A 17,891-nucleotide genomic window follows, 5' to 3' on the forward strand; every position below is an offset into this window, starting at 1 on the left:
AGTGCGATGCAACAAAAGCGCAAGGGCTTTATCGCGATTGGACGTCTATAGGGATGGACGGCCAATTACCATGGCGTTTCACGGGCCTGTGCAAGCGCCTGACGGCATGTTCTTGCGGAAAACGTGACGACGCGGGATGGCCGGAAACGACTCAGTCGTCTTCGGGCGGCATCACCGGCATGGCTTCCTGGTCCACCGCCAGCTGGCTGGCCGCAAGCGCCACCTGGGTGCGGTTGCTCACGCCGAGCTTGCGCATGATCGCGGTCATGTGCGCCTTGACGGTGGCCTCGGAAACGCCGAGCTCCCAGGCGATCTGCTTGTTCAGCAGACCCTCGGCGATCATCGTCATCACCCGGAACTGCTGCGGCGTCAGTGTGGCGATCTGGGCCGCAGCGGCGGCCTCGTCGGGCTTGAGTTCGTCCGAGCCGCCGAGCAGGGCATGCGGCAGCCAGACGTCGCCATCGAGCACGGCGCGGATCGCCGTCACGATATCGGCGCCCGCGGTGGATTTGGGCACGTAGGCCGAGGCGCCGTGGGCCAGCGCGCGGCGGGCCACCTGGGCTTCCTCGTGGCCGGACACCACCATGGTGGGCAGCCCCGGGTATTGCCCGCGGATATGCACCAGCGCCGAATAGCCGCGGGCACCGGGCATGTGCAGATCCAGCAGCAGGAGTTCGGCGTCGGGGAATTGTTCGATCAGGCCCAGCAGCGCATGCACGCTGTCGGCGCTGTGCACGCGCGCCTGCGGCACCGCCGTCAGCACGGCACGCTGCAACGCGTCGCGGAACAGCGGGTGGTCGTCGGCGATCAGGATGTCGGTCATGGGATCCGTGAGAAAGATGTAGGAGCGCACCCTGTGCGCGATGCTTTTGCTCCGATGTGTGGAAGAGCATCGCGCACAGGGTGCGCTCCTACCGGCTGCCTATTTGATCAACCGCTCATCGACCAGGTTCTTCACCACGCCGGGGTCGGCCAGGGTGGTGATGTCGCCAAGCTGGTCGGGCAGGTTTTCGCCGATCTTGCGCAGGATGCGGCGCATGATCTTGCCGGAGCGGGTCTTGGGCAGGCCGGGCGCCCACTGCAGGTAGTCCGGGGTGGCGATCGGGCCGATCTCCTTGCGCACCCAGGCGATCAGTTCCTTGCGCAGCTCGTCGCTGCCGGTCTCGCCGGCGACCAGGGTGACGTAGGCGTAGATGCCCTGGCCCTTGATCTCGTGGGGGCAGCCGACCACGGCCGCTTCGGCCACCTTGGGATGGGCCACCAGCGCGCTTTCCACCTCGGCGGTGCCAAGGCGGTGGCCGGACACGTTGATCACGTCATCGACCCGGCCGGTGATCCAGTAATAGCCGTCCTCGTCGCGGCGGGCGCCGTCGCCGGTGAAGTAATTGCCGGGGTAGGCGCTGAAATAGGTGTCGATGAAACGCTGGTGATCGCCATAGATCGTGCGCACCTGGCCCGGCCAGGAATCGGTGATCAGCAGGTTGCCCTCGGCCACGCCTTCCTTCACGGTGCCGTCGGCATCGACGATCGCGGGCTTGATGCCGAAGAATGGCAGCGTGGCGGAACCGGGCTTGGTGGCGATCGCGCCGGGCAGCGGCGAGATCAGGATGCCGCCGGTCTCGGTCTGCCACCAGGTGTCGACGATCGGGCAGCGCTCGTCGCCCACCACGCGGTGATACCACTCCCATGCTTCCGGATTGATCGGCTCGCCGACCGAGCCGAGCAGGCGCAGGCTGGCGCGCGAGGTCTTCTTCACCGGCGCCTCGCCCTCGCGCATCAATGCGCGGATCGCGGTCGGCGCGGTATAGAACAGGGTCACCTTGTGCTTGTCGATCACCTGCCAGAAGCGGCTGTAGTCGGGGTAGTTCGGCACCCCTTCGAACATCACCGTGGTGGCACCGTTGGCCAGCGGGCCGTAGACCACGTAGCTGTGGCCGGTGACCCAGCCGACGTCGGCGGTGCACCAGTAGATGTCGTCCTCGCGCAGGTCGAAGACCTCTTCGTGCGTATAGCTGGTGAACACCAGATAGCCGCCGGTGCTGTGCACCACGCCCTTGGGCTTGCCGGTGGAGCCGGAGGTGTACAGCACGAACAGCGGGTGTTCGGCCTCGACCGGGGTGGGCGGGCAATCGGCGGACTGGCCTTCCATCAGCGTGTGGTAGTAGCGGTCGCGCGGTGACTGCATCTCCACGGCGCCGCCGGTGTGGCGCACCACGATCACGGTTTCCACGCTGTTCGTGCCCGGGCGTTCCAGCGCGGCATCCACGTTGACCTTCAGCGGAATGCGCTTGCCCGCGCGCAGGCCTTCATCGGCGGTGATCACCACCTTGGCGGTGGAATCGGCGATGCGACCGGCCAGCGAATCAGGCGAGAAGCCGCCGAACACCACCGAGTGGATCGCGCCCAGCCGGGCGCAGGCCAGCATCGCCACCGCGGCCTCGGGAATCATCGGCAGGTAGATCGCCACGCGGTCGCCCTTGACCACGCCGAGGTTCTTCAACGTGTTGGCGAACTTGCAGACCTCCGCGTGCAGCTCGCGGTAGGTGATCTTGCGCGAGTCCTTCGGGTCATCGCCTTCGAAGATGATCGCCACCTTGTCGCCGCGCGTTTCCAGTTGGCGGTCGAGGCAATTCGCGCTGACGTTGAGCTCGCCGTCCTCGTACCAGCGGATGTGCAGATCCTTCGGATCGAACGAGACGTTCTTGATCTTCGTCGGCGGCTTGATCCAGTCCAGCCGTTGTCCGATCCGCGCCCAGAACCCTTCCGGATCGTTGACCGACTCGGCGTACAGCCGGGTGTAGTCGTCGTGACGCAGGCGCGCCGCGGCGGCGAACGAGGGATCAACCGGATAGAGCTTGGACATGGGAGCCTCCTGCGGGCGGCGTCACCGACGGTGACGGATTCTCGCCGGGCAGCAGTGCCCGGCGCAGCACGAACTTCGAGTGTAGCCCGATCAACCCGCGGTCAGCGGCGGTGAACCGGCTCGACTTTGGTCGAACTTCGACCAAAGGCGAATAGTCGCGCGCGCTGCAGCATGGCCATGCTCGGCCCGTCATTGACCCTGGGGAGACGCACGCATGACCACGCGACACACCGATCGCCGTACCGCGCTTGCCCTGAGCATGGCATGCGCCTTGATGCTTCCGCTCGCCGGCCACGCGCAGAGCGACACGCGCGAACAGCAGCTCGAACAACGGGTGGCCCAGCTCGAGCAGCAATTGAACGAACTCAAGGCGATGGTACAGGCGCAGAAAGCGGCGCCACCTGCGCCCGCACCCGTGCAACAGGTCGCGGCGGCGCCTGCTCCGGCGACTCCCGTATTCAGCAGCGCGCCGGGTGTCTCGGTGGCGCTGCATGGTTTCATCAGTGCCAGCGCCTTCAGCCAGGACAAGAGCTTCAGCTACGGCAATGGCCAGAACTCGCTGTATCCGACGCCCGGCTCGAAAGGCTCGCTCAGCGGCGTCGACGTGCGCAACACGCGTTTCTGGCTGGACTTCAAGGGCGCCCAGTTTGCCGGCAACTGGAGCGGCGGTGGCCGCATCGAGATGGACTTCTTCGGCGGCTTCAACGGTACCGGTGCCTACAGCCAGCAGCAGCCGACACCCCGCCTGCGCCAGGCCTACATGGACCTGACCAATCCGGAGAGCGGCACCACGATCCGCATCGGCCAGCAATGGGATCTGATGTTCCCGATCGACAACTCGGCCACCTCGCTGGCGCATATCGCGTTTCCGCTGGGCTACGGTTCGGGCGTGATCGGCTGGCGCTTCCCGGGCCTGGTGGTGATGCAGGACCTCAACCACGGCAGCACCGGTGCGCAATGGCGACTGGACGTGGGCGTGTTCGAGGGCAACTGGAGCGGCCCGGGCAACAATATCAATTACCAGACCGCAGGCAGCGCCGGCTTCCGTCCGCAGGTCGAAGCGCGCCTGCATGTGCAGGACAAGAACTGGCTGGCGTACTTCGCGGCGCATTACAGCAAGGTCGACCTGCGCGGCGTGGGCGGCACCGCGCCGACGCCGGTGAAGTCCGAGATCACCAGCACGGGCTACGAGGTCGGTGCCCAGTGGAAGCCCGGTCCGTGGACCTTCAAGGGCGCGGCGTACACCGGCAAGGGCCTGGGCCAGATCTTCGGCGCGATGTCGCAATTCGGCGACATCCAGGAGACCGGTGGCTACGCGCAGGCGGGCTACAGCTTCACGCCGAACTGGAGCCTGTACGCGTTCTACGCCTACAACAAGCCGGACAGGAACGACGTGGTCGACTGGCTGGGCAACGGTGCCACCGGCCTGCTGCGCAATCGCCAGACCGCGCTCAGCCTGCAGTACGCCGCCGGGTCCTATGAGCTGGGCATGGAGTGGTTGCACGACAAGCTCGATTCGACCAGCAACGGGGTCAATCGCAAGACCACCACCGGCAACCAGGTCAGCCTGAACGCGCTCTACCGCTTCTAGTTTCACTGGCGACGCCGCGCGTCGCCAGCCACCCTCCCGCCTTGCGGGGGGATGACGGGATGCGGTCCGGGGCTTGCCGGGGGACCGCATCGGTCGACTTCTCTTCCACCCTGGCGGAGAGCGGCATCTCACTATCCTGAGAGGGGAAAGATCCATGGCCACCACCGCGATCGACGGGCGCCCCGCGCTCGATGTCAGCCACAAGCGCGTCATCCTGGCGTCCAGCCTGGGCACCGTATTCGAGTGGTACGACTTCTATCTTTACGGCTCGCTGGCGGTCATCATCGGCCACCAGTTCTTCTCCGGCCTGAACGAAGCGAGCCAGCTGGTATTCGCCCTGCTCGCATTCGCCGCCGGCTTCGCGGTGCGTCCGTTCGGTGCACTGGTGTTCGGCCGGGTCGGCGACCTGGTCGGGCGCAAGTACACGTTTCTGATCACCATCGTGATCATGGGTCTGTCGACCTTCTTCGTCGGCCTGTTGCCCAGCTATGGCTCGATCGGCGTGGCGGCCCCGGTGATCCTGATCCTGCTGCGCATGCTGCAGGGCCTGGCACTGGGCGGCGAGTACGGCGGCGCGGCCACCTATGTGGCTGAACACGCACCGCCGGGCAAGCGCGGCCTGTACACCAGCTTCATCCAGATCACCGCCACCTTCGGCCTGTTCCTGTCGCTGCTGGTGATCCTGGGTTGCAAGTGGCTGCTGGGCGACAAGTTCGACGACTGGGGCTGGCGCATCCCGTTCCTGATCTCGTCGCTGCTGCTGGCCGTGTCGGTCTACATCCGCCTGCAGCTGGCCGAGTCGCCGGTGTTCCAGCAGATGAAGGAAGAGGGCAAGACCTCCAAGGCGCCGCTGACCGAATCGTTCGCCCGCTGGGGCAACCTGAAGCTGGTGCTGCTGGCCTTGTTCGGTGCCACCGCCGGCCAGGCCGTGGTGTGGTACTGCGGCCAGTTCTACGCGATGTACTTCCTCGGCAGCACCCTGAAGATCGACGGCACCACCACGCAATTGCTGATTGCCGCGGCGCTGCTGATCGGTACCCCGTTCTTCGTGTTCTTCGGCTGGCTGTCGGACAAGATCGGCCGCAAGCCGGTGGTGCTGGCCGGCTGCCTGCTGGCGGCAGTGACCTACTTCCCGATCTTCAAGGGCATCACCCATTACGGCAATCCGGGCATCGAGGCGGCCCGCAGCAGCGCGCCGGTCACGGTGCTGGCCGATCCGGCCAACTGCCATCTGCAGATCAACCTGACCGGCACCTCGACCTTCACCAGCTCCTGCGACATCGCCAAGAGCACGCTGGCCAAACGCGGTGTGCCGTACGACAACCAAGCCGCTCCCGCCGGGTCGGTGGCCAGGGTGACGGTGGGTAGCGCCAGCATTGCCTCGTTCGAGGGCGGCACGCTGGCCAAGGCCGACTTCGCCGCCCAGGGCAAGGCCTTCGCGGCCAGTCTGGGCGCGGCGCTGGACCAGGCCGGCTACCCGGCCAAGGCGGACCCGGCACGCAGCAACTACCCGATGCTGGTGTTCCTGCTGTTCCTGCTGGTGCTGTACGTGACGATGGTCTACGGCCCGATCGCGGCGTGGCTGGTGGAGATGTTCCCGACCAAGATCCGCTACACCTCGATGAGCCTGCCGTACCACATCGGCAATGGCTGGTTCGGCGGCTTCCTGCCTTCGGTGTCGTTCGGCATCGTGGCGCTGACCGGCAACATCTATGCAGGCCTGTGGTACCCGGTGATCATCGCGCTGATGACCTTCGTGATCGGCCTGCTGTTCGTGCGGGAAACCAAGGACGTCGACATCACTGCCTGAGTGAGGCCGGCAGGGCACAAAAAAACGCAGCGGCGCGAGCCGCTGCGTTTCCTGTTTGCGTGGTGGGCGTCAGGCGCGCTTGATCAAGCCGATGATCACCAGCAACACGATCGCACCGATCATCGCGTAGACGATGCTGGTGACGATCGGGTTGCCCAGACTGAAACCGACGCCCAGCGCCGGCAACAGCCAGCCGGCGAGAAACGCGCCGATGATGCCGATCACGATGTTGCCGAGCAGGCCGAAGCCGAAGCCACGCACGATCAGGCCGGCCAGCCAGCCAGCGATGGCACCTATCAACAGAAAGATGAGCAAAGCGGTCGCAGTCATCATGAACTCCTGGTTCGAACGGGAAGGGACGCCGGTGGCCCGCGATGGCGCGCCACGCCGGGCAAGCGTCGGTGCTCCCATGTGCAGCGATCGTGACGGCTCCGGCAGCGGGTATGCTGGAACGACCCTCCGGTGAACGCGATGACGGGAGTTCGTGGATGACCACAGCCACACCAAGTTATGTGCACGGCGCCAGTGCGAAACCGCTGTTGGGCGATACCGTCGGAGGCCTGCTTGATCGCATCGCGGCGAAATACCCGCAGCGTCCGGCCCTGGTAGTGCGCGCGCAGGACGTGCGGTTGAGCTACCGGCAATTCCATGCCGAGGTCGAGCGGATCGCCGCCGGACTGCTTGCGCTGGGTCTGCAGCGTGGCGAGCGCGTCGGCATCTGGGCCCCGAATCGAGCCGAATGGGTGGTGCTGCAGTTCGCCGCGCCCATGGCCGGACTGATTCTGGTCAACATCAATCCGGCCTATCGCACGCACGAGCTGGAATATTCGTTGAACAAGGTCGGTTGTCGCGCGCTGGTGTTGCCGCGTCGCTTCAAGACTTCGCACTACCTCGCGATCCTCGCCGAGTTGGCGCCGGAGCTGGCCGCCAGCGAACCGGGCCAGTTGCACGCGGCACGGTTGCCGAAGCTGCGCGAGGTGGTTTTGCTGGACGACCAGGCCGAGCCGGGAACACGCAGCTGGTCGCAGCTGGCGACGCTGGGCGACGCAGCGGCCATGCAGCGCCTGCATGCGCTCGCGGCCACGCTCAATTTCGACGACGCGGTGAACATCCAGTTCACCTCCGGCACCACCGGCGCACCCAAGGGTGCCACCCTGACCCACCACAACATCATCAACAACGGCTGGTTCATCGGCGAGGCGATGCGGCTTACCGAGCAGGACAGGCTGTGCATCCCGGTCCCGTTCTATCACTGCTTCGGCATGGTGCTGGGCAACCTCGCCTGCGTCACCCACGGCGCCTGCATGGTCATTCCCGGCGAGGGTTTCGACGCGCTGGCCACCTTGCAGTGCGTGTCCGAGGAAAAGTGCACGGGCCTGCATGGCGTGCCGACCATGTTCATCGCCGAGCTGGAACATCCGCGCTTCGCCGAGTTCGACCTGGGCAGCTTGCGCACCGGCATCATGGCCGGTTCGCCGTGCCCGGCCGAGGTGATGCGCCGGGTGGTCAGCGAGATGCACATGAGCGAAGTCACCATCGCCTATGGCATGACCGAAACCAGCCCGGTCAGCTTCCAGACCGTGCCCGACGATCCGCTGGAGCGCCGCGTGGACAGCGTCGGCCGCATCCACCCGCATCTGGAGGTGAAGCTGGTCGATGAAGCCGGTCAGGTGGTGCCACGCGGCGTGACGGGTGAACTGTGCACGCGCGGCTACTCGGTGATGCTGGGCTACTGGGACGATCCGGCACGCACTGCCGAGGTCGTGGACGAGGCACGCTGGATGCATACCGGTGATTTGGCGATGATCGACGCGGACGGCTATTGCAGCATCGTCGGTCGGCTCAAGGACATGATCATCCGTGGCGGCGAGAACGTGTACCCGCGCGAGATCGAGGAATTCCTCTACAGCCATCCGAAGATCCAGGATGTGCAGGTATTCGGCGTGCCCGATGCGAAGTTCGGCGAGCAGGTGTGCGCGTGGATCCGGCTGCGCGAAGGCAGCCAGGCCAGCGTGGCCGAGATCCAGGACTATTGCCGGCATCATCTCGCCTATTACAAGGTGCCGCACTACGTGCGCTTCGTCGACGCGTTCCCGATGACGGTGACCGGCAAGGTGCAGAAGTATCTGATGCGCGAGGCGATGGTGGCCGAACGGACACCCTGATCCGCGGAGCTGGGCTATCCCTCGGTGCGCTCATGTTTGAGTGGCGGCTTGCCTTCGCGCAAGCGTCGAAGGTCGTATTCCGACAGGCTTTCGTCGCGTGCGTTGCCGGCAATGCGTGCCTGCACGAAAGCCAGCGTGGTGGCGAACACGCCGATCAGCGCGACCAGCATCCAGAAGCCCCATGCGCCGGGACTGTGGCGGGTGAAACACAGCACCCATGCGAACAGCGTGGAAACCAGCAGCAACCAGCGCATCGTCAGGCTCCGGCAAGTGGATGAGCGTCGCCGTACGGCGACCGCGCCGGCAAATCATAGCGCCGTGGATTCCCGCCCGAGCTGCACCGGATCACGCTCCGCCGCGGTGTCGCCGGGACTGAGATTCCGCCGCGCGACACTGTGTCGATGACTGTTCCCGCTCCGTCTCAAACTGGCGACATACCGCTTCCGCTTCGCCCCCACAAGGGACGCGGTGCGGCGTCGAATCCGGAAGGTCGCTTTGAAAGCCGCCATCATCAGGCCGAAGACGACGGCTGGCAAAGCGCGCTGCTCGACGAGGACGCGCCGCGACCGCAAACCCGTGTCACCGAAGAACGCGCGCGCAGCGTGATCAGCCGCAACGACTCGCCGGATATCGCGTTCGACCAGGCGATCAACCCGTACCGCGGCTGTGAACACGGCTGCATCTACTGTTTCGCGCGCCCGTCGCACAGCTACCTCAATCTCTCGCCCGGCCTGGACTTCGAAACGAAGATCCGCGCCAAGGGCAACTTCGCCGAAGTGTTGCGGGCGGAACTGGCGAAGCCGAACTACGTGATCAGCCCGATCAACATCGGCAGCAATACCGACCCGTATCAGCCGATCGAGAAGCGCTGGCGACTGACCCGCGCCGCGCTGGAGCTGCTGGCCGAATGCCATCACCCCTGCACCATCGTGACCAAGAACGCGCTGGTCGAGCGTGATCTCGATATCCTGATTCCCATGGCGCGCGAGCAGTTGGTGCAGGTGTTCGTCTCGATCAACTCGATGGACAACCATCTGGCCGCGAAACTGGAACCGCGCGCCAGCGCGCCGCATCGACGGATCAAGGCGATCCGCACGCTGGCCGAGGCCGGCGTGCCGGTCGGTGTGCTGGTGGCGCCGATCATTCCCGCGCTCAACGACAAGGACATGGAAGCGGTGCTGGCGCAGGCCGCCGATGCCGGCGCGGACAGCGCCGGTTACACCACCTTGCGCCTGCCGCACGAGCTGAAGGCCCTGTTCCGCGAATGGCTGGCCCTGCACGCGCCGCAGCGCGCCGAGCATGTGATGAGCCTGGTCCAGCAGATGAACGGCGGCCGCGACTACGACAGCAACTTCGCCACCCGCATGCGCGGGCAAGGCGTGTTCGCCGACCTGTTGCGCCGACGTTTCGAAATTGCCTGCCGCAAGCACGGTTTCGGCCGTGCCCGCGAGCTGCAACTGGATACCTCACGCTTCGTGCCGCCGCGCAAACCCTCGCCGCAGGGCGAATTGTTCTGAACGGTCAGGCGCACCGGTTCATCCCGTCACGTTGCCTGCGCGGCCCGCGCCGCGGCCAGGATTTTCCGAGCGGACGGCCGTCGCGGAAGCACCGGCAGGGCGACGGCAAGCGCCGCCAGTGCGGGCAATTCGAGCAGCGCGACACGTCCGTGCGAAGCCATCGGAAACGCCAGGCACGCGTCGAAGAAAAAGCCAGCACCAGCCAAGTAGGTACAGGCCGCCGATCAGCCAACCACGCCAATCCGGAGTTGGCGGAACGCCTCGAATGCTGCTGGATGATCCGCTCGGCGGTTCGCCACGACAGCCCGTACTTGCCGTGCAGCCGCCTGGAAGTGATCGACTGCATGAGGGCGGTCCCTCAAACCTGCACAAACGGATGCGGCAATTGCATCATTCCGCGCCAGCCGCGCCGGGCCAGCCAGACCATGCCGGCGGCGAGCAGCAGCCACGCGCCGATCAGGGGCAGCAGCAGCGGCTCGAGGCCCGCGACCGGATGATGGCTCCAGCGCATCGCCGGCAGAAGCAGGCTCAACAGGCAGAGGACGAAACTGGTGACCAGCACCGCGCCGATCACCCAGATGGACAGCCGGCGGCCACCGAAAAGATTGAGCAGCATCGCCACGGTGACGGTCGCTGCCCCCAACTGGGCCAGCAGCAGGAACGACAGCATCGCGACGTGGCCATGCCAGCACAACATGGCGACACCGATGAGCAGCGCCAGCAGCGCGTGCAGAACCAGCGGCAGGCCGAGTCCGGCGCGCACCACTTGACGCCGCGCCTGCGCCGGCTCGCCCAGCCCCGGCAGGAGTGCCAGCAGGGGCAGTTCGGCATTGACCTGCTGCCAGCGTCTGTTCAGCCAAATCAGGCTGAACGTGCAGATCGTGGGACCGGCAACGCCGCCGACCATGCCAAGGCTTCCGATCAACACGCCACGCATCGCGTCGGCGGCCTGTGCGTCCTGTCCGCCCCAGTGCAGCAGCCACGCGAGGCCCAGAAACGGTAGTGCGATGAAGGCGATCATCAGGCCCAGTTGCCTGGCGTAACTGCGCCAGGTTTGCGGCAGGTACCAACCGCCCAGCGCTACCCGCAACGCCTTGCGCGGCGCCGTCGGGCCCACGCCGTCGAGGCTGACGGCCAGCTGCAGCCAGTCCGGTCGCTGCTGCAGCTGGCGCAGGTCGCCGATGGCGCTCCACTGGCCCCAGCCGCCGCTGCGATATTGCAGCACCATCGGCGAACTCCAGCCGTGCGCGCGCCTGGAGCCGTTGCGCAGCAGCCTGCGCCAGCAGGTCACGATCAACAGCAACGACAGCGCGATCAGCGGCAGCGCGATCAGCACGAAGCGTGGGTCGTCGATGCCGGGCAGGTGCAGGCGATGCCACAGTGTATTGCCCAGAGTGGGCGTCAGCCCGAAGAAGATGGCGCAATAGCGCGGCATCAACGCGAACGCGAACCCGACCGACGTGCACAGCGTCAGCACGATCGCGGCATTGGGCACCGGCGCGCCCAGCATGCCCAGCACGAGGGTCGGCACGGCGATGCCGAGCCCGGCATGCAGCAGCAGGGACGCCACGATCTGCCGCTGGATCGCCGGCATGCGCAGCTGCCACGCATCGATCGCCAGCAACAGGGTGGTCGACAGGAAGAATGCCCACACGAACAACAGGCCCACGCCGAACATGAAGATCGCGCCAGCGAAGTGACCGGGCTGGCTGCCGAACAGGCCGAGGCCGATGGCCGAACCGGCACACGTGGTCATTACCACCACCGCCAGCCAGCGCAGCGAGCGATGGGACGAATACCAGGGAATCGCAAACAGCTGCGAGAGGTTCATTCGGCCACCTCCACAAACAGGTCCTCCAGGCCCAGCGCGTCGACGCGGGCGCCGGCCAGGCTGGCGGCCTGCGGCCAGCAGCCGCGCTCGTCGAGCTCGACCACCAGGCTGAGGCTGCCGTCATCGTGGCGACGCCGGCTCAGGCTGTGGTCGGGAGCGGCCGCGCTCAGCCGCCCGGGCAGCCACAGCCGCGCGTAACGCTCCTTGGTTTCATCGACACTGCAGCGCATCAGCAACTTGCCCTCATGCAAAAACGCCACTTCCGAAGCCACGCGCTCCAGATCCGACACGATATGGGTGGAAAACAGCACGGTGGTGCCGGACTCGCCGGCGCGCAGTGCCACCTCGCGCAACAGTTCGCGACGGGCGACCGGGTCGAGCGCCGCTGCAGGCTCATCCAGTACCAGCAGTTCCGGTTGCGAGGCCAGTGCCCGGATCAGGTCGACACGCTGCCGTTCGCCGGGCGACAGCTTTGCCAGCAGCCGGTTCGGCTGGATCTGCCAGCGCTCCAGCGTATTCCTGACGAAGGTCTTGTCCCAACGCGGGTAGAAACGGCCGACGAAGTCGAGCATCTGTTGCGCGGTAAGCCAGGCCAACGCCTCGGGCTGCTGCGGCACATAGGCGATGCGCGCCTTGGCCTCGTCGCCGAGCGCCAGCGCCGGTTTGCCGAACACTGTCGCGATCCCGGCCATCGGTTCGAGCAAACCCAGCATGATGCGGATCAGGGTCGACTTGCCGGCGCCGTTGCGGCCGATCAGGCCGAGCACACTGCCCGGTTCCAGCACCAGATCCACCCCGGTGAGTACATTGCCGCCCTCGTAGCAGTGGACGAGACCGCTCACGGCGAGCGGGGCGGCAGATCCGGTTTCGCGCAGCATCGCGTTCATCTCATTCTCCCAGCAGTTTGGTCAGGCGCCGCAGTACCGGCGCGGCAGGCAATTCGAGTTCGTCCGCATGACGCGCCAGCGCCTGCAGTTGCGGTTCGAGCAGGGCCAGTCGATGGCTTTCGCTCTGTGCGGTCTTGCGCGTGGCAATCACCGCCATGCCCTTGCCGCGCAGGCGCTCGACCAGACCTTCGCTTTCGGCGATGCCGTAGGCGCGCGACACGGTCATCGGATTGATCGCATGGAAGCCGGCGACCTCGCGCACCGATGGCAACAATTCGCCATGGGTGAGCTGGCCACCGGCAATCAGTCGGCGCAGTTGCTCGACGATCTGCCGATAGATCGGCTCGCTGGCGGAAGGTTGAATGTTGAGCAATGATGCATCCATGTGTATCAGTACAGCAATACACATGAACGGCGTCAAGCATGACCAACGGCAGGGAGCGCCCGCGAAAGCCTGGCGATCGCCATGCAAATCACCGCGGCGCCAGGTGTGCGGTTCAGGCCACTACCACCGAATGCGGGACGCGCGCCCACCCCGTTAACCGGGCGTGGAGTCTTCGGGCCGGTGCGGGTACCGCAGATTCACGGCGGTGCCGGCACGCTGTCAGCACCCCAACAGTACGGTCATTGATACACGCCGTGCGTTCCTCCAAGGAGATTCCATGACTACCGCACCCCGTTTCCTTTCTGCCTCCACTCTTTCCGGCGATGCCATCAAGAATCCCCAGGGCGACTCGCTGGGCGACCTGAAAGACATCATGATCGACACCTCCACCGGCAAAGTCGCCTATGCGGTATTGTCGTACGGCGGCATCCTGGGCATGGGCGACAAGCTGTTCGCCGTGCCATGGGAATCGCTGGCAGTCGATGGTGAAAACAAATGCCTGATCCTCAACGTCAGCAAGGAACGCCTGAAGGATGCGCCCGGCTTCGACAAGGATCATTGGCCGAACTTCGCCGAGCCGGCCTTCGCCGAGCAGTTGCGTGGCTATTACCGCTGAAGCGTGGCCGGCACTGATCGGCGCCAGTTCTTCACGCGCCGATGAGGCTTGATCGACTGCAATGTGTGCACACCTCGACGCGCCGGTCTGGCGCGTCGACCTGCACAGGAGTCATCCATGTCTTCATTCGCCATCTATCTGATCGGCATGATCGTCGTGATCGGCGGTCTCGCCTATATCGCCGTATTGGCCCACGTACCGAACCAGTGGATCGTGGGCGGTGTGGTGGTGTTGCTCGGCCTGGGTATCGTCGGTGCGGTGACCAAGACCCGCCGCAAGGATCCGCCGGAGTGATCAATCAAGCGGAGTGATCAACCAAGTGGGGCCGGCACGGCCCCATTTTTTCGCCTGCGATTTGTCGTCAGCCCGTTTCCCGATCCGCCGCGCGCTCCACCTTGCGATCGCGCCGCAGTGCACTGAGCAGCAGGCTGCCGCCGAGCACCACGGCCACGCCCAGAAAAATCACCGCGAGGTAAGGCAGGCCGAACCAGCGGCCGCTGTCTGCCGTGCCTTTGACCAGTGCCGCGCCCACCACCAGCGCCGCGATGATGATGCCGCTGGCGACGCGATTGGCGATCTTTTGCATGCTTTCCATCATGCGCGACTCTTCCAGCCCGTCGATACGTACGCGCAGCCGGTTCTCCGCCAGCGTGCGCAGGATCGCCGCCATGTGCTGCGGCGTGTGTCGCGCCAGCTCCTGCATGTCCAGCCATTCGCTGGCCAGGTTGGCCGGTGACATCGAGCTGATGGCTTGCTGACGCAAGACCTGCTGCAGGTGTTGCTCCACCAGCGCACGCACGTCGAGGTTCGGGTCCAGCGCATCGGTGACCGCTTCCAGGTTGAGCAGGGTCTTGCCCAGAATGCTCATCTCCGGCGGTGGTCGCAGTCCGCAAGCCGCACCAATGCGGGCCAGTTCCAGCACCAGCCGTCCTTCGGAGAAGCCGCGTTTGGCGCCCTGGAATCCCACATAGCTGGACACCAGCTGGTCGAGCTGTCGCCGATAGGTACCATGCTGGAAATCCTCCAGCTGGGTGCCCATCGCCTCGCTGATCTCGCCGACCTGGTCGGCGTTGCCGCCGATCGCGCCCAGCAGCAGCTTGAGCAGGTTGCGTCGGGTGCGCGGGGTCAACCGCGCGACCATGCCCAGATCGAACAGTGCCAGTCGCCGGTCGTCCATCAACAGCACGTTGCCCGGGTGCGGGTCGGCATGCACCAGACCGTGCACGAACACCTGATCGAGATAGGCGCGCATCAGCTCGGCCGCTTCGGCACCCATCGGCTGCTCGATCCGCCGCACCGCTGGTATGTGGGTCACCTTGACCCCGCGCACGCGATCCATGGTCAGCACGCGGGTGGTGGTGAAGCCCTCCACCGGCTGCGGCACGTACAGCCGCGGATAACATTCCAGATTGGCCGCGAAGCGTCGCAGGTTGTCCGCTTCCAGCTCGAAGTCGATCTCGGTGGCGAGGCTGTGGCGCATCTCGCTGACCCAGTCGACGAAGCCGTAGCGACGACCCATCTCGGTCATCCGCTCGGCCGCACCGGCCAGCTTGTCCAGGATCGCCAGGTCCTCGCGCAGGGTCTGCGCGATATGCGGTCGCTGCACCTTCACCACCACCGCACGGCCATCGCGCAGCGTCGCGGCATGCACCTGCGCCATCGAGCCGGCCGCCAGCGGTTCGTCATCGAAGCTGCTGAACAACGTGGCGATGCGCGCGTCCAGTTCTTCCTCGATCACCGCGCGCACGGCCGCGACCGGCACGGGAACCACATTGTCCTGCATGCGCTCCAGCGCACTCATGTAGGCCGGCGGCACCATGTCCGGGCGGGTCGACAGCGCCTGGCCGATCTTGATGAAGGTGGGGCCGAGCGCTTCCAGATCGTTGACGAACTGTTCGGGCTGGCCTGCGGGAACCTGGTCGGCCTGGTCCGCCAGGGTGCTTTCCTGCACATCAAGATCAAGCCCGTCGAACAGCCCGGCCTTGCGATAGCGCAGCAGAAACGCGCCGATCTGCGCGTAGCGGGAAAGGCTGCCGTAGTCACTCATGCTTGGGATCCCCATCCGGTCCAGTCCGGTGTTGGACGATCCTGACGGTTGTTGCGGCAATACCGCGTCAAGGCCAGGCCTTGACGCGGCATTGCCGCGGCTCGTCATTCACTGGCCGGCAGGTACTTGCCGAACCACTCCAATGCCCGCTGCAGCACATCGCGCTGATGCGCCGGATCGACGAAGTGATGGCCTTCGTTCGGATACACCACCAGCGAGGTCGGCACGCCTTGCGCGCGCAGCGCGTGCCACATCTCGAACGATTGCGGCGCCGGGCATTCGGCGTCGCGATCGCCGACCACGATCAGCATCGGGGTCTTCACCTGCTTGATGAAGTTGATCGCCGAACTCTTCGCATAGACCGCCGGGTCGTCGTAGACGGTGGCGCCGAAGAACGGCGGCATCCACTGGTCGATCAGGTTCTCGCCGTAGTAACTCTGCCAGTTGGAGATGCCGGCACCGGCCACCACGGCGCGGAAGCGCTGGGTCTGGGTCGGCGCGAACATGCTCATGAAGCCGCCGTAGCTCCAGCCGGTGAGGCCGAGGCGCTTGTCGTCGACCGGTAGCGTCTTCTCCACCGCGTCGACGCCGGTCAGCACATCACGCAGGTCGCCGTAGCCGAAGTCCTTGCGGTTCGCCTGCACGTACTTCTCGCCCTGTCCGAAGCTGCCGCGTGGATTGGGCATGAACACGAAATAGCCCAGGGCGGACAGTGGTGCCGCGCCATAGCCGACACCCGGCCAGCGAGGGATCACCGCACTCGACGGGCCGCCATGCACGACCACGACCATCGGCCAGGTTTTCTTCGGATTGTAGTTGGCCGGGTACAACAGCCAGCCCTGCACGTGGAAGCCCTCGTTGTTCCACTCCACCGATTCGGCCTTGCCCCAGGACGGCTTCAGGCCCGCGTTGAACGAAGTCACGGCCGGCGGTGGCGTGTGGCCGAGTGCACCGGCATGGACTTCGGTCGCGCTGGCGTAGGAACTCTGCAGGAAGGCGACCTGCCTGAAGTCGGCGGACAGCGAAAGCGCCATCGACGCGCTGCCGTCACCGATGCTGGCGGGCAGGGTGAAATGGACCGCCTGCTGTCGGGCCGCCGTGGCGGACACCGCGTAATCGGCGAGCTGGCTCTGGCCGTTGCTGACCTGGCTGACCAGCATCGACTGCGGGCCGGTCCAGCGCAGCCAGGACGGCGTGACATGGATGTCGGGGGTCAGGTCGATCAGCGCGCCGCCGGCCGCCGGTACCGCGTAGATGTCGCCACCGGTGGCGCCCTGGTCGCTCATCAGGCCGCCGATGAAGGCGATCCGCGTTCCGTCCGGCGACCAGCTCGGCAGCGCGATCTGCAGGCCATGCAGGGAGCCGCTGGCGGTGCTGGAGGGATCAACCAGTACGCGGGCCGGGGCATCCGGTTGTGCATCCTGCACATAGAGCTTGGCGATCCACCAGTTGTTGTCGCCGGGCGGTGGAGCTGCGGTGTAGGCGATCCGGGTACCGTCCGGCGACCAGTCGAACTCGTAGGCATACATGCTGGCCGGTGTGAGTTCGCGCAGCGCTCCGTTGGCCACGTCGAGGCTGGCCACGCGCTGGACTTCCACGCCCGTCACGCCGACTTCGCCGACCAGCGGCTTGGCCGCGAACACTGCGCTGGCGCGTCGGGTGGCGCCCGGCACATAGAGGAAGCCGAGCGACTTGCCGTTGCCGGTCCATTGCAGAGAGCGCACATAACCCTTCAATTCCGCCAGCCGCTTCGGCGCGGACTTGCCGCTGCCTTCGGTCAGGTAGATCGCGTTCTGCATCGCCTTGGTGGCAGTGAGATCGACGCTGCAATTGGCGATGAAGGCGAGCTGGCGCGAGTCGGGCGACCAGGCGATGCCGGATTCGGCGCAACTGCCCGGCTTGCCGATGGCGCCCAGCGGATGCACGTTGCGGCCGTCAGCGTCCGCCACTTCGATCGCCGGCTTGCCGTGGCGCTCGATCACCCACGCCAGTTGCCTGCCGTCCGGTGACAGTGCCACCGCCTGGATCGATTGCGCCTTGCCCAGCTCGGTCAGCACCTGTTCGATGCGGGGATCGACCTTCGCCGTGTCGGCGTGCGCCGTGGTGGCCAGTGCGAGGCCCAGCAGCAGGCATGGAGTCAGAACGTGCTGACGTTTCGGCATGGGGAAATTCCGGCGGG

At 65.9% G+C, this 17,891-nt stretch carries 15 protein-coding genes; 6 read left to right on the forward strand and 9 right to left on the reverse strand.

The features are described from left to right. Nucleotides 1–151: 151 nt before the first annotated feature. Together ACVWWQ_RS12345 and acs are read right to left on the reverse strand one after the other, a co-directional pair. Entirely contained in the window at nucleotides 152–823 is a 672-nt protein-coding gene (locus ACVWWQ_RS12345; RefSeq protein ID WP_133949067.1) for a response regulator transcription factor, read from the reverse strand. 99 nt (nucleotides 824–922) lie between these two features. After that, nucleotides 923–2,863, reverse strand: coding sequence for an acetate--CoA ligase (acs, locus tag ACVWWQ_RS12350; RefSeq protein WP_133949065.1), 1,941 nt, complete (start codon nucleotides 2,861–2,863; stop codon nucleotides 923–925). A gap of 214 nt (nucleotides 2,864–3,077) precedes the next feature. Between acs and ACVWWQ_RS12355 the strand changes: the two genes are divergently transcribed. Continuing rightward, complete coding sequence (locus ACVWWQ_RS12355) at nucleotides 3,078–4,454, forward strand: porin family protein (protein WP_133949063.1); 1,377 nt, start codon at nucleotides 3,078–3,080, stop codon at nucleotides 4,452–4,454. Nucleotides 4,455–4,608: 154 nt separating this feature from the next. Beyond that, complete coding sequence (locus ACVWWQ_RS12360; RefSeq protein ID WP_099653260.1) at nucleotides 4,609–6,264, forward strand: MFS transporter; 1,656 nt, start codon at nucleotides 4,609–4,611, stop codon at nucleotides 6,262–6,264. A gap of 69 nt (nucleotides 6,265–6,333) precedes the next feature. Here the strand turns inward: ACVWWQ_RS12360 and ACVWWQ_RS12365 are convergent, their stop codons facing one another. Further along, complete coding sequence (locus ACVWWQ_RS12365; RefSeq protein ID WP_099653409.1) at nucleotides 6,334–6,594, reverse strand: GlsB/YeaQ/YmgE family stress response membrane protein; 261 nt, start codon at nucleotides 6,592–6,594, stop codon at nucleotides 6,334–6,336. Nucleotides 6,595–6,752: 158 nt separating this feature from the next. Between ACVWWQ_RS12365 and ACVWWQ_RS12370 the strand changes: the two genes are divergently transcribed. Beyond that, nucleotides 6,753–8,429 carry an AMP-binding protein gene (locus ACVWWQ_RS12370; protein WP_133949061.1) on the forward strand — a complete coding sequence of 559 codons (1,677 nt, stop codon included), beginning with the start codon at nucleotides 6,753–6,755 and terminating at the stop codon, nucleotides 8,427–8,429. A gap of 14 nt (nucleotides 8,430–8,443) precedes the next feature. Here ACVWWQ_RS12370 and ACVWWQ_RS12375 read toward each other — a convergent pair whose 3' ends face one another. Further along, nucleotides 8,444–8,683, reverse strand: a complete 240-nt coding sequence (locus tag ACVWWQ_RS12375) for a hypothetical protein (RefSeq protein WP_133949059.1) — start codon at nucleotides 8,681–8,683, stop codon at nucleotides 8,444–8,446. A 147-nt stretch (nucleotides 8,684–8,830) separates the two neighbouring features. Here ACVWWQ_RS12375 and ACVWWQ_RS12380 point away from each other — a divergent pair, with 147 nt between their 5' ends. Continuing rightward, the gene (locus ACVWWQ_RS12380; protein ID WP_133949057.1) at nucleotides 8,831–9,946 is read left to right on the forward strand and encodes a PA0069 family radical SAM protein; all 1,116 of its coding nucleotides are present in this window, start codon (nucleotides 8,831–8,833) and stop codon (nucleotides 9,944–9,946) included. Between the two features lie 358 nt (nucleotides 9,947–10,304). Here ACVWWQ_RS12380 and ACVWWQ_RS12385 read toward each other — a convergent pair whose 3' ends face one another. Genes ACVWWQ_RS12385 through ACVWWQ_RS12395 form a run of 3 tightly spaced genes read right to left on the reverse strand, consistent with a single transcriptional unit; the run spans nucleotide 10,305 to nucleotide 13,049 of the window. Next, nucleotides 10,305–11,777 (reverse strand): hypothetical protein, encoded by a 1,473-nt coding sequence (locus tag ACVWWQ_RS12385; protein WP_133949055.1) that lies wholly within the window; start codon nucleotides 11,775–11,777, stop codon nucleotides 10,305–10,307. Next, the gene (locus tag ACVWWQ_RS12390; RefSeq protein ID WP_133949053.1) at nucleotides 11,774–12,664 is read right to left on the reverse strand and encodes an ABC transporter ATP-binding protein; all 891 of its coding nucleotides are present in this window, start codon (nucleotides 12,662–12,664) and stop codon (nucleotides 11,774–11,776) included. Before ACVWWQ_RS12390 ends, ACVWWQ_RS12385 begins: the two co-directional genes overlap by 4 nt. A 1-nt stretch (nucleotide 12,665) precedes the next feature. After that, the gene (locus tag ACVWWQ_RS12395; protein ID WP_099653255.1) at nucleotides 12,666–13,049 is read right to left on the reverse strand and encodes a GntR family transcriptional regulator; all 384 of its coding nucleotides are present in this window, start codon (nucleotides 13,047–13,049) and stop codon (nucleotides 12,666–12,668) included. 277 nt (nucleotides 13,050–13,326) lie between these two features. Here ACVWWQ_RS12395 and ACVWWQ_RS12400 point away from each other — a divergent pair, with 277 nt between their 5' ends. Together ACVWWQ_RS12400 and ACVWWQ_RS12405 are read left to right on the forward strand one after the other, a co-directional pair. Further along, nucleotides 13,327–13,665, forward strand: coding sequence for a PRC-barrel domain-containing protein (locus ACVWWQ_RS12400; protein ID WP_099653254.1), 339 nt, complete (start codon nucleotides 13,327–13,329; stop codon nucleotides 13,663–13,665). A 117-nt stretch (nucleotides 13,666–13,782) separates the two neighbouring features. Then, the gene (locus tag ACVWWQ_RS12405; protein ID WP_166669720.1) at nucleotides 13,783–13,959 is read left to right on the forward strand and encodes a hypothetical protein; all 177 of its coding nucleotides are present in this window, start codon (nucleotides 13,783–13,785) and stop codon (nucleotides 13,957–13,959) included. A gap of 67 nt (nucleotides 13,960–14,026) precedes the next feature. Here ACVWWQ_RS12405 and ACVWWQ_RS12410 read toward each other — a convergent pair whose 3' ends face one another. Together ACVWWQ_RS12410 and ACVWWQ_RS12415 are read right to left on the reverse strand one after the other, a co-directional pair. Further along, a complete protein-coding gene (locus tag ACVWWQ_RS12410) occupies nucleotides 14,027–15,712 on the reverse strand; it encodes an AarF/UbiB family protein (protein WP_133949051.1) in 1,686 nt (561 codons plus the stop codon). A 104-nt stretch (nucleotides 15,713–15,816) separates the two neighbouring features. Then, a complete protein-coding gene (locus ACVWWQ_RS12415) occupies nucleotides 15,817–17,874 on the reverse strand; it encodes an alpha/beta hydrolase family protein (RefSeq protein WP_133949049.1) in 2,058 nt (685 codons plus the stop codon). Between the last annotated feature and the right edge of the window lie 17 nt (nucleotides 17,875–17,891).

Source organism: Rhodanobacter sp. TND4EL1, from assembly GCF_054061035.1.

Excerpts from the sequence above, each read along its gene's own strand:
- ACVWWQ_RS12345 (WP_133949067.1), bottom strand. The coding sequence starts at position 823 with ATGACCGACATCCTGATCGCCGACGACCACCCGCTGTTCCGCGACGCG.
- acs (WP_133949065.1), bottom strand. The coding sequence starts at position 2,863 with ATGTCCAAGCTCTATCCGGTTGATCCCTCGTTCGCCGCCGCGGCGCGC.
- ACVWWQ_RS12355 (WP_133949063.1), top strand. The coding sequence starts at position 3,078 with ATGACCACGCGACACACCGATCGCCGTACCGCGCTTGCCCTGAGCATG.
- ACVWWQ_RS12360 (WP_099653260.1), top strand. The coding sequence starts at position 4,609 with ATGGCCACCACCGCGATCGACGGGCGCCCCGCGCTCGATGTCAGCCAC.
- ACVWWQ_RS12365 (WP_099653409.1), bottom strand. The coding sequence starts at position 6,594 with ATGACTGCGACCGCTTTGCTCATCTTTCTGTTGATAGGTGCCATCGCT.
- ACVWWQ_RS12370 (WP_133949061.1), top strand. The coding sequence starts at position 6,753 with ATGACCACAGCCACACCAAGTTATGTGCACGGCGCCAGTGCGAAACCG.
- ACVWWQ_RS12375 (WP_133949059.1), bottom strand. The coding sequence starts at position 8,683 with ATGCGCTGGTTGCTGCTGGTTTCCACGCTGTTCGCATGGGTGCTGTGT.
- ACVWWQ_RS12380 (WP_133949057.1), top strand. The coding sequence starts at position 8,831 with ATGACTGTTCCCGCTCCGTCTCAAACTGGCGACATACCGCTTCCGCTT.
- ACVWWQ_RS12385 (WP_133949055.1), bottom strand. The coding sequence starts at position 11,777 with ATGAACCTCTCGCAGCTGTTTGCGATTCCCTGGTATTCGTCCCATCGC.
- ACVWWQ_RS12390 (WP_133949053.1), bottom strand. The coding sequence starts at position 12,664 with ATGAACGCGATGCTGCGCGAAACCGGATCTGCCGCCCCGCTCGCCGTG.
- ACVWWQ_RS12395 (WP_099653255.1), bottom strand. The coding sequence starts at position 13,049 with ATGGATGCATCATTGCTCAACATTCAACCTTCCGCCAGCGAGCCGATC.
- ACVWWQ_RS12400 (WP_099653254.1), top strand. The coding sequence starts at position 13,327 with ATGACTACCGCACCCCGTTTCCTTTCTGCCTCCACTCTTTCCGGCGAT.
- ACVWWQ_RS12405 (WP_166669720.1), top strand. The coding sequence starts at position 13,783 with ATGTCTTCATTCGCCATCTATCTGATCGGCATGATCGTCGTGATCGGC.
- ACVWWQ_RS12410 (WP_133949051.1), bottom strand. The coding sequence starts at position 15,712 with ATGAGTGACTACGGCAGCCTTTCCCGCTACGCGCAGATCGGCGCGTTT.
- ACVWWQ_RS12415 (WP_133949049.1), bottom strand. The coding sequence starts at position 17,874 with ATGCCGAAACGTCAGCACGTTCTGACTCCATGCCTGCTGCTGGGCCTC.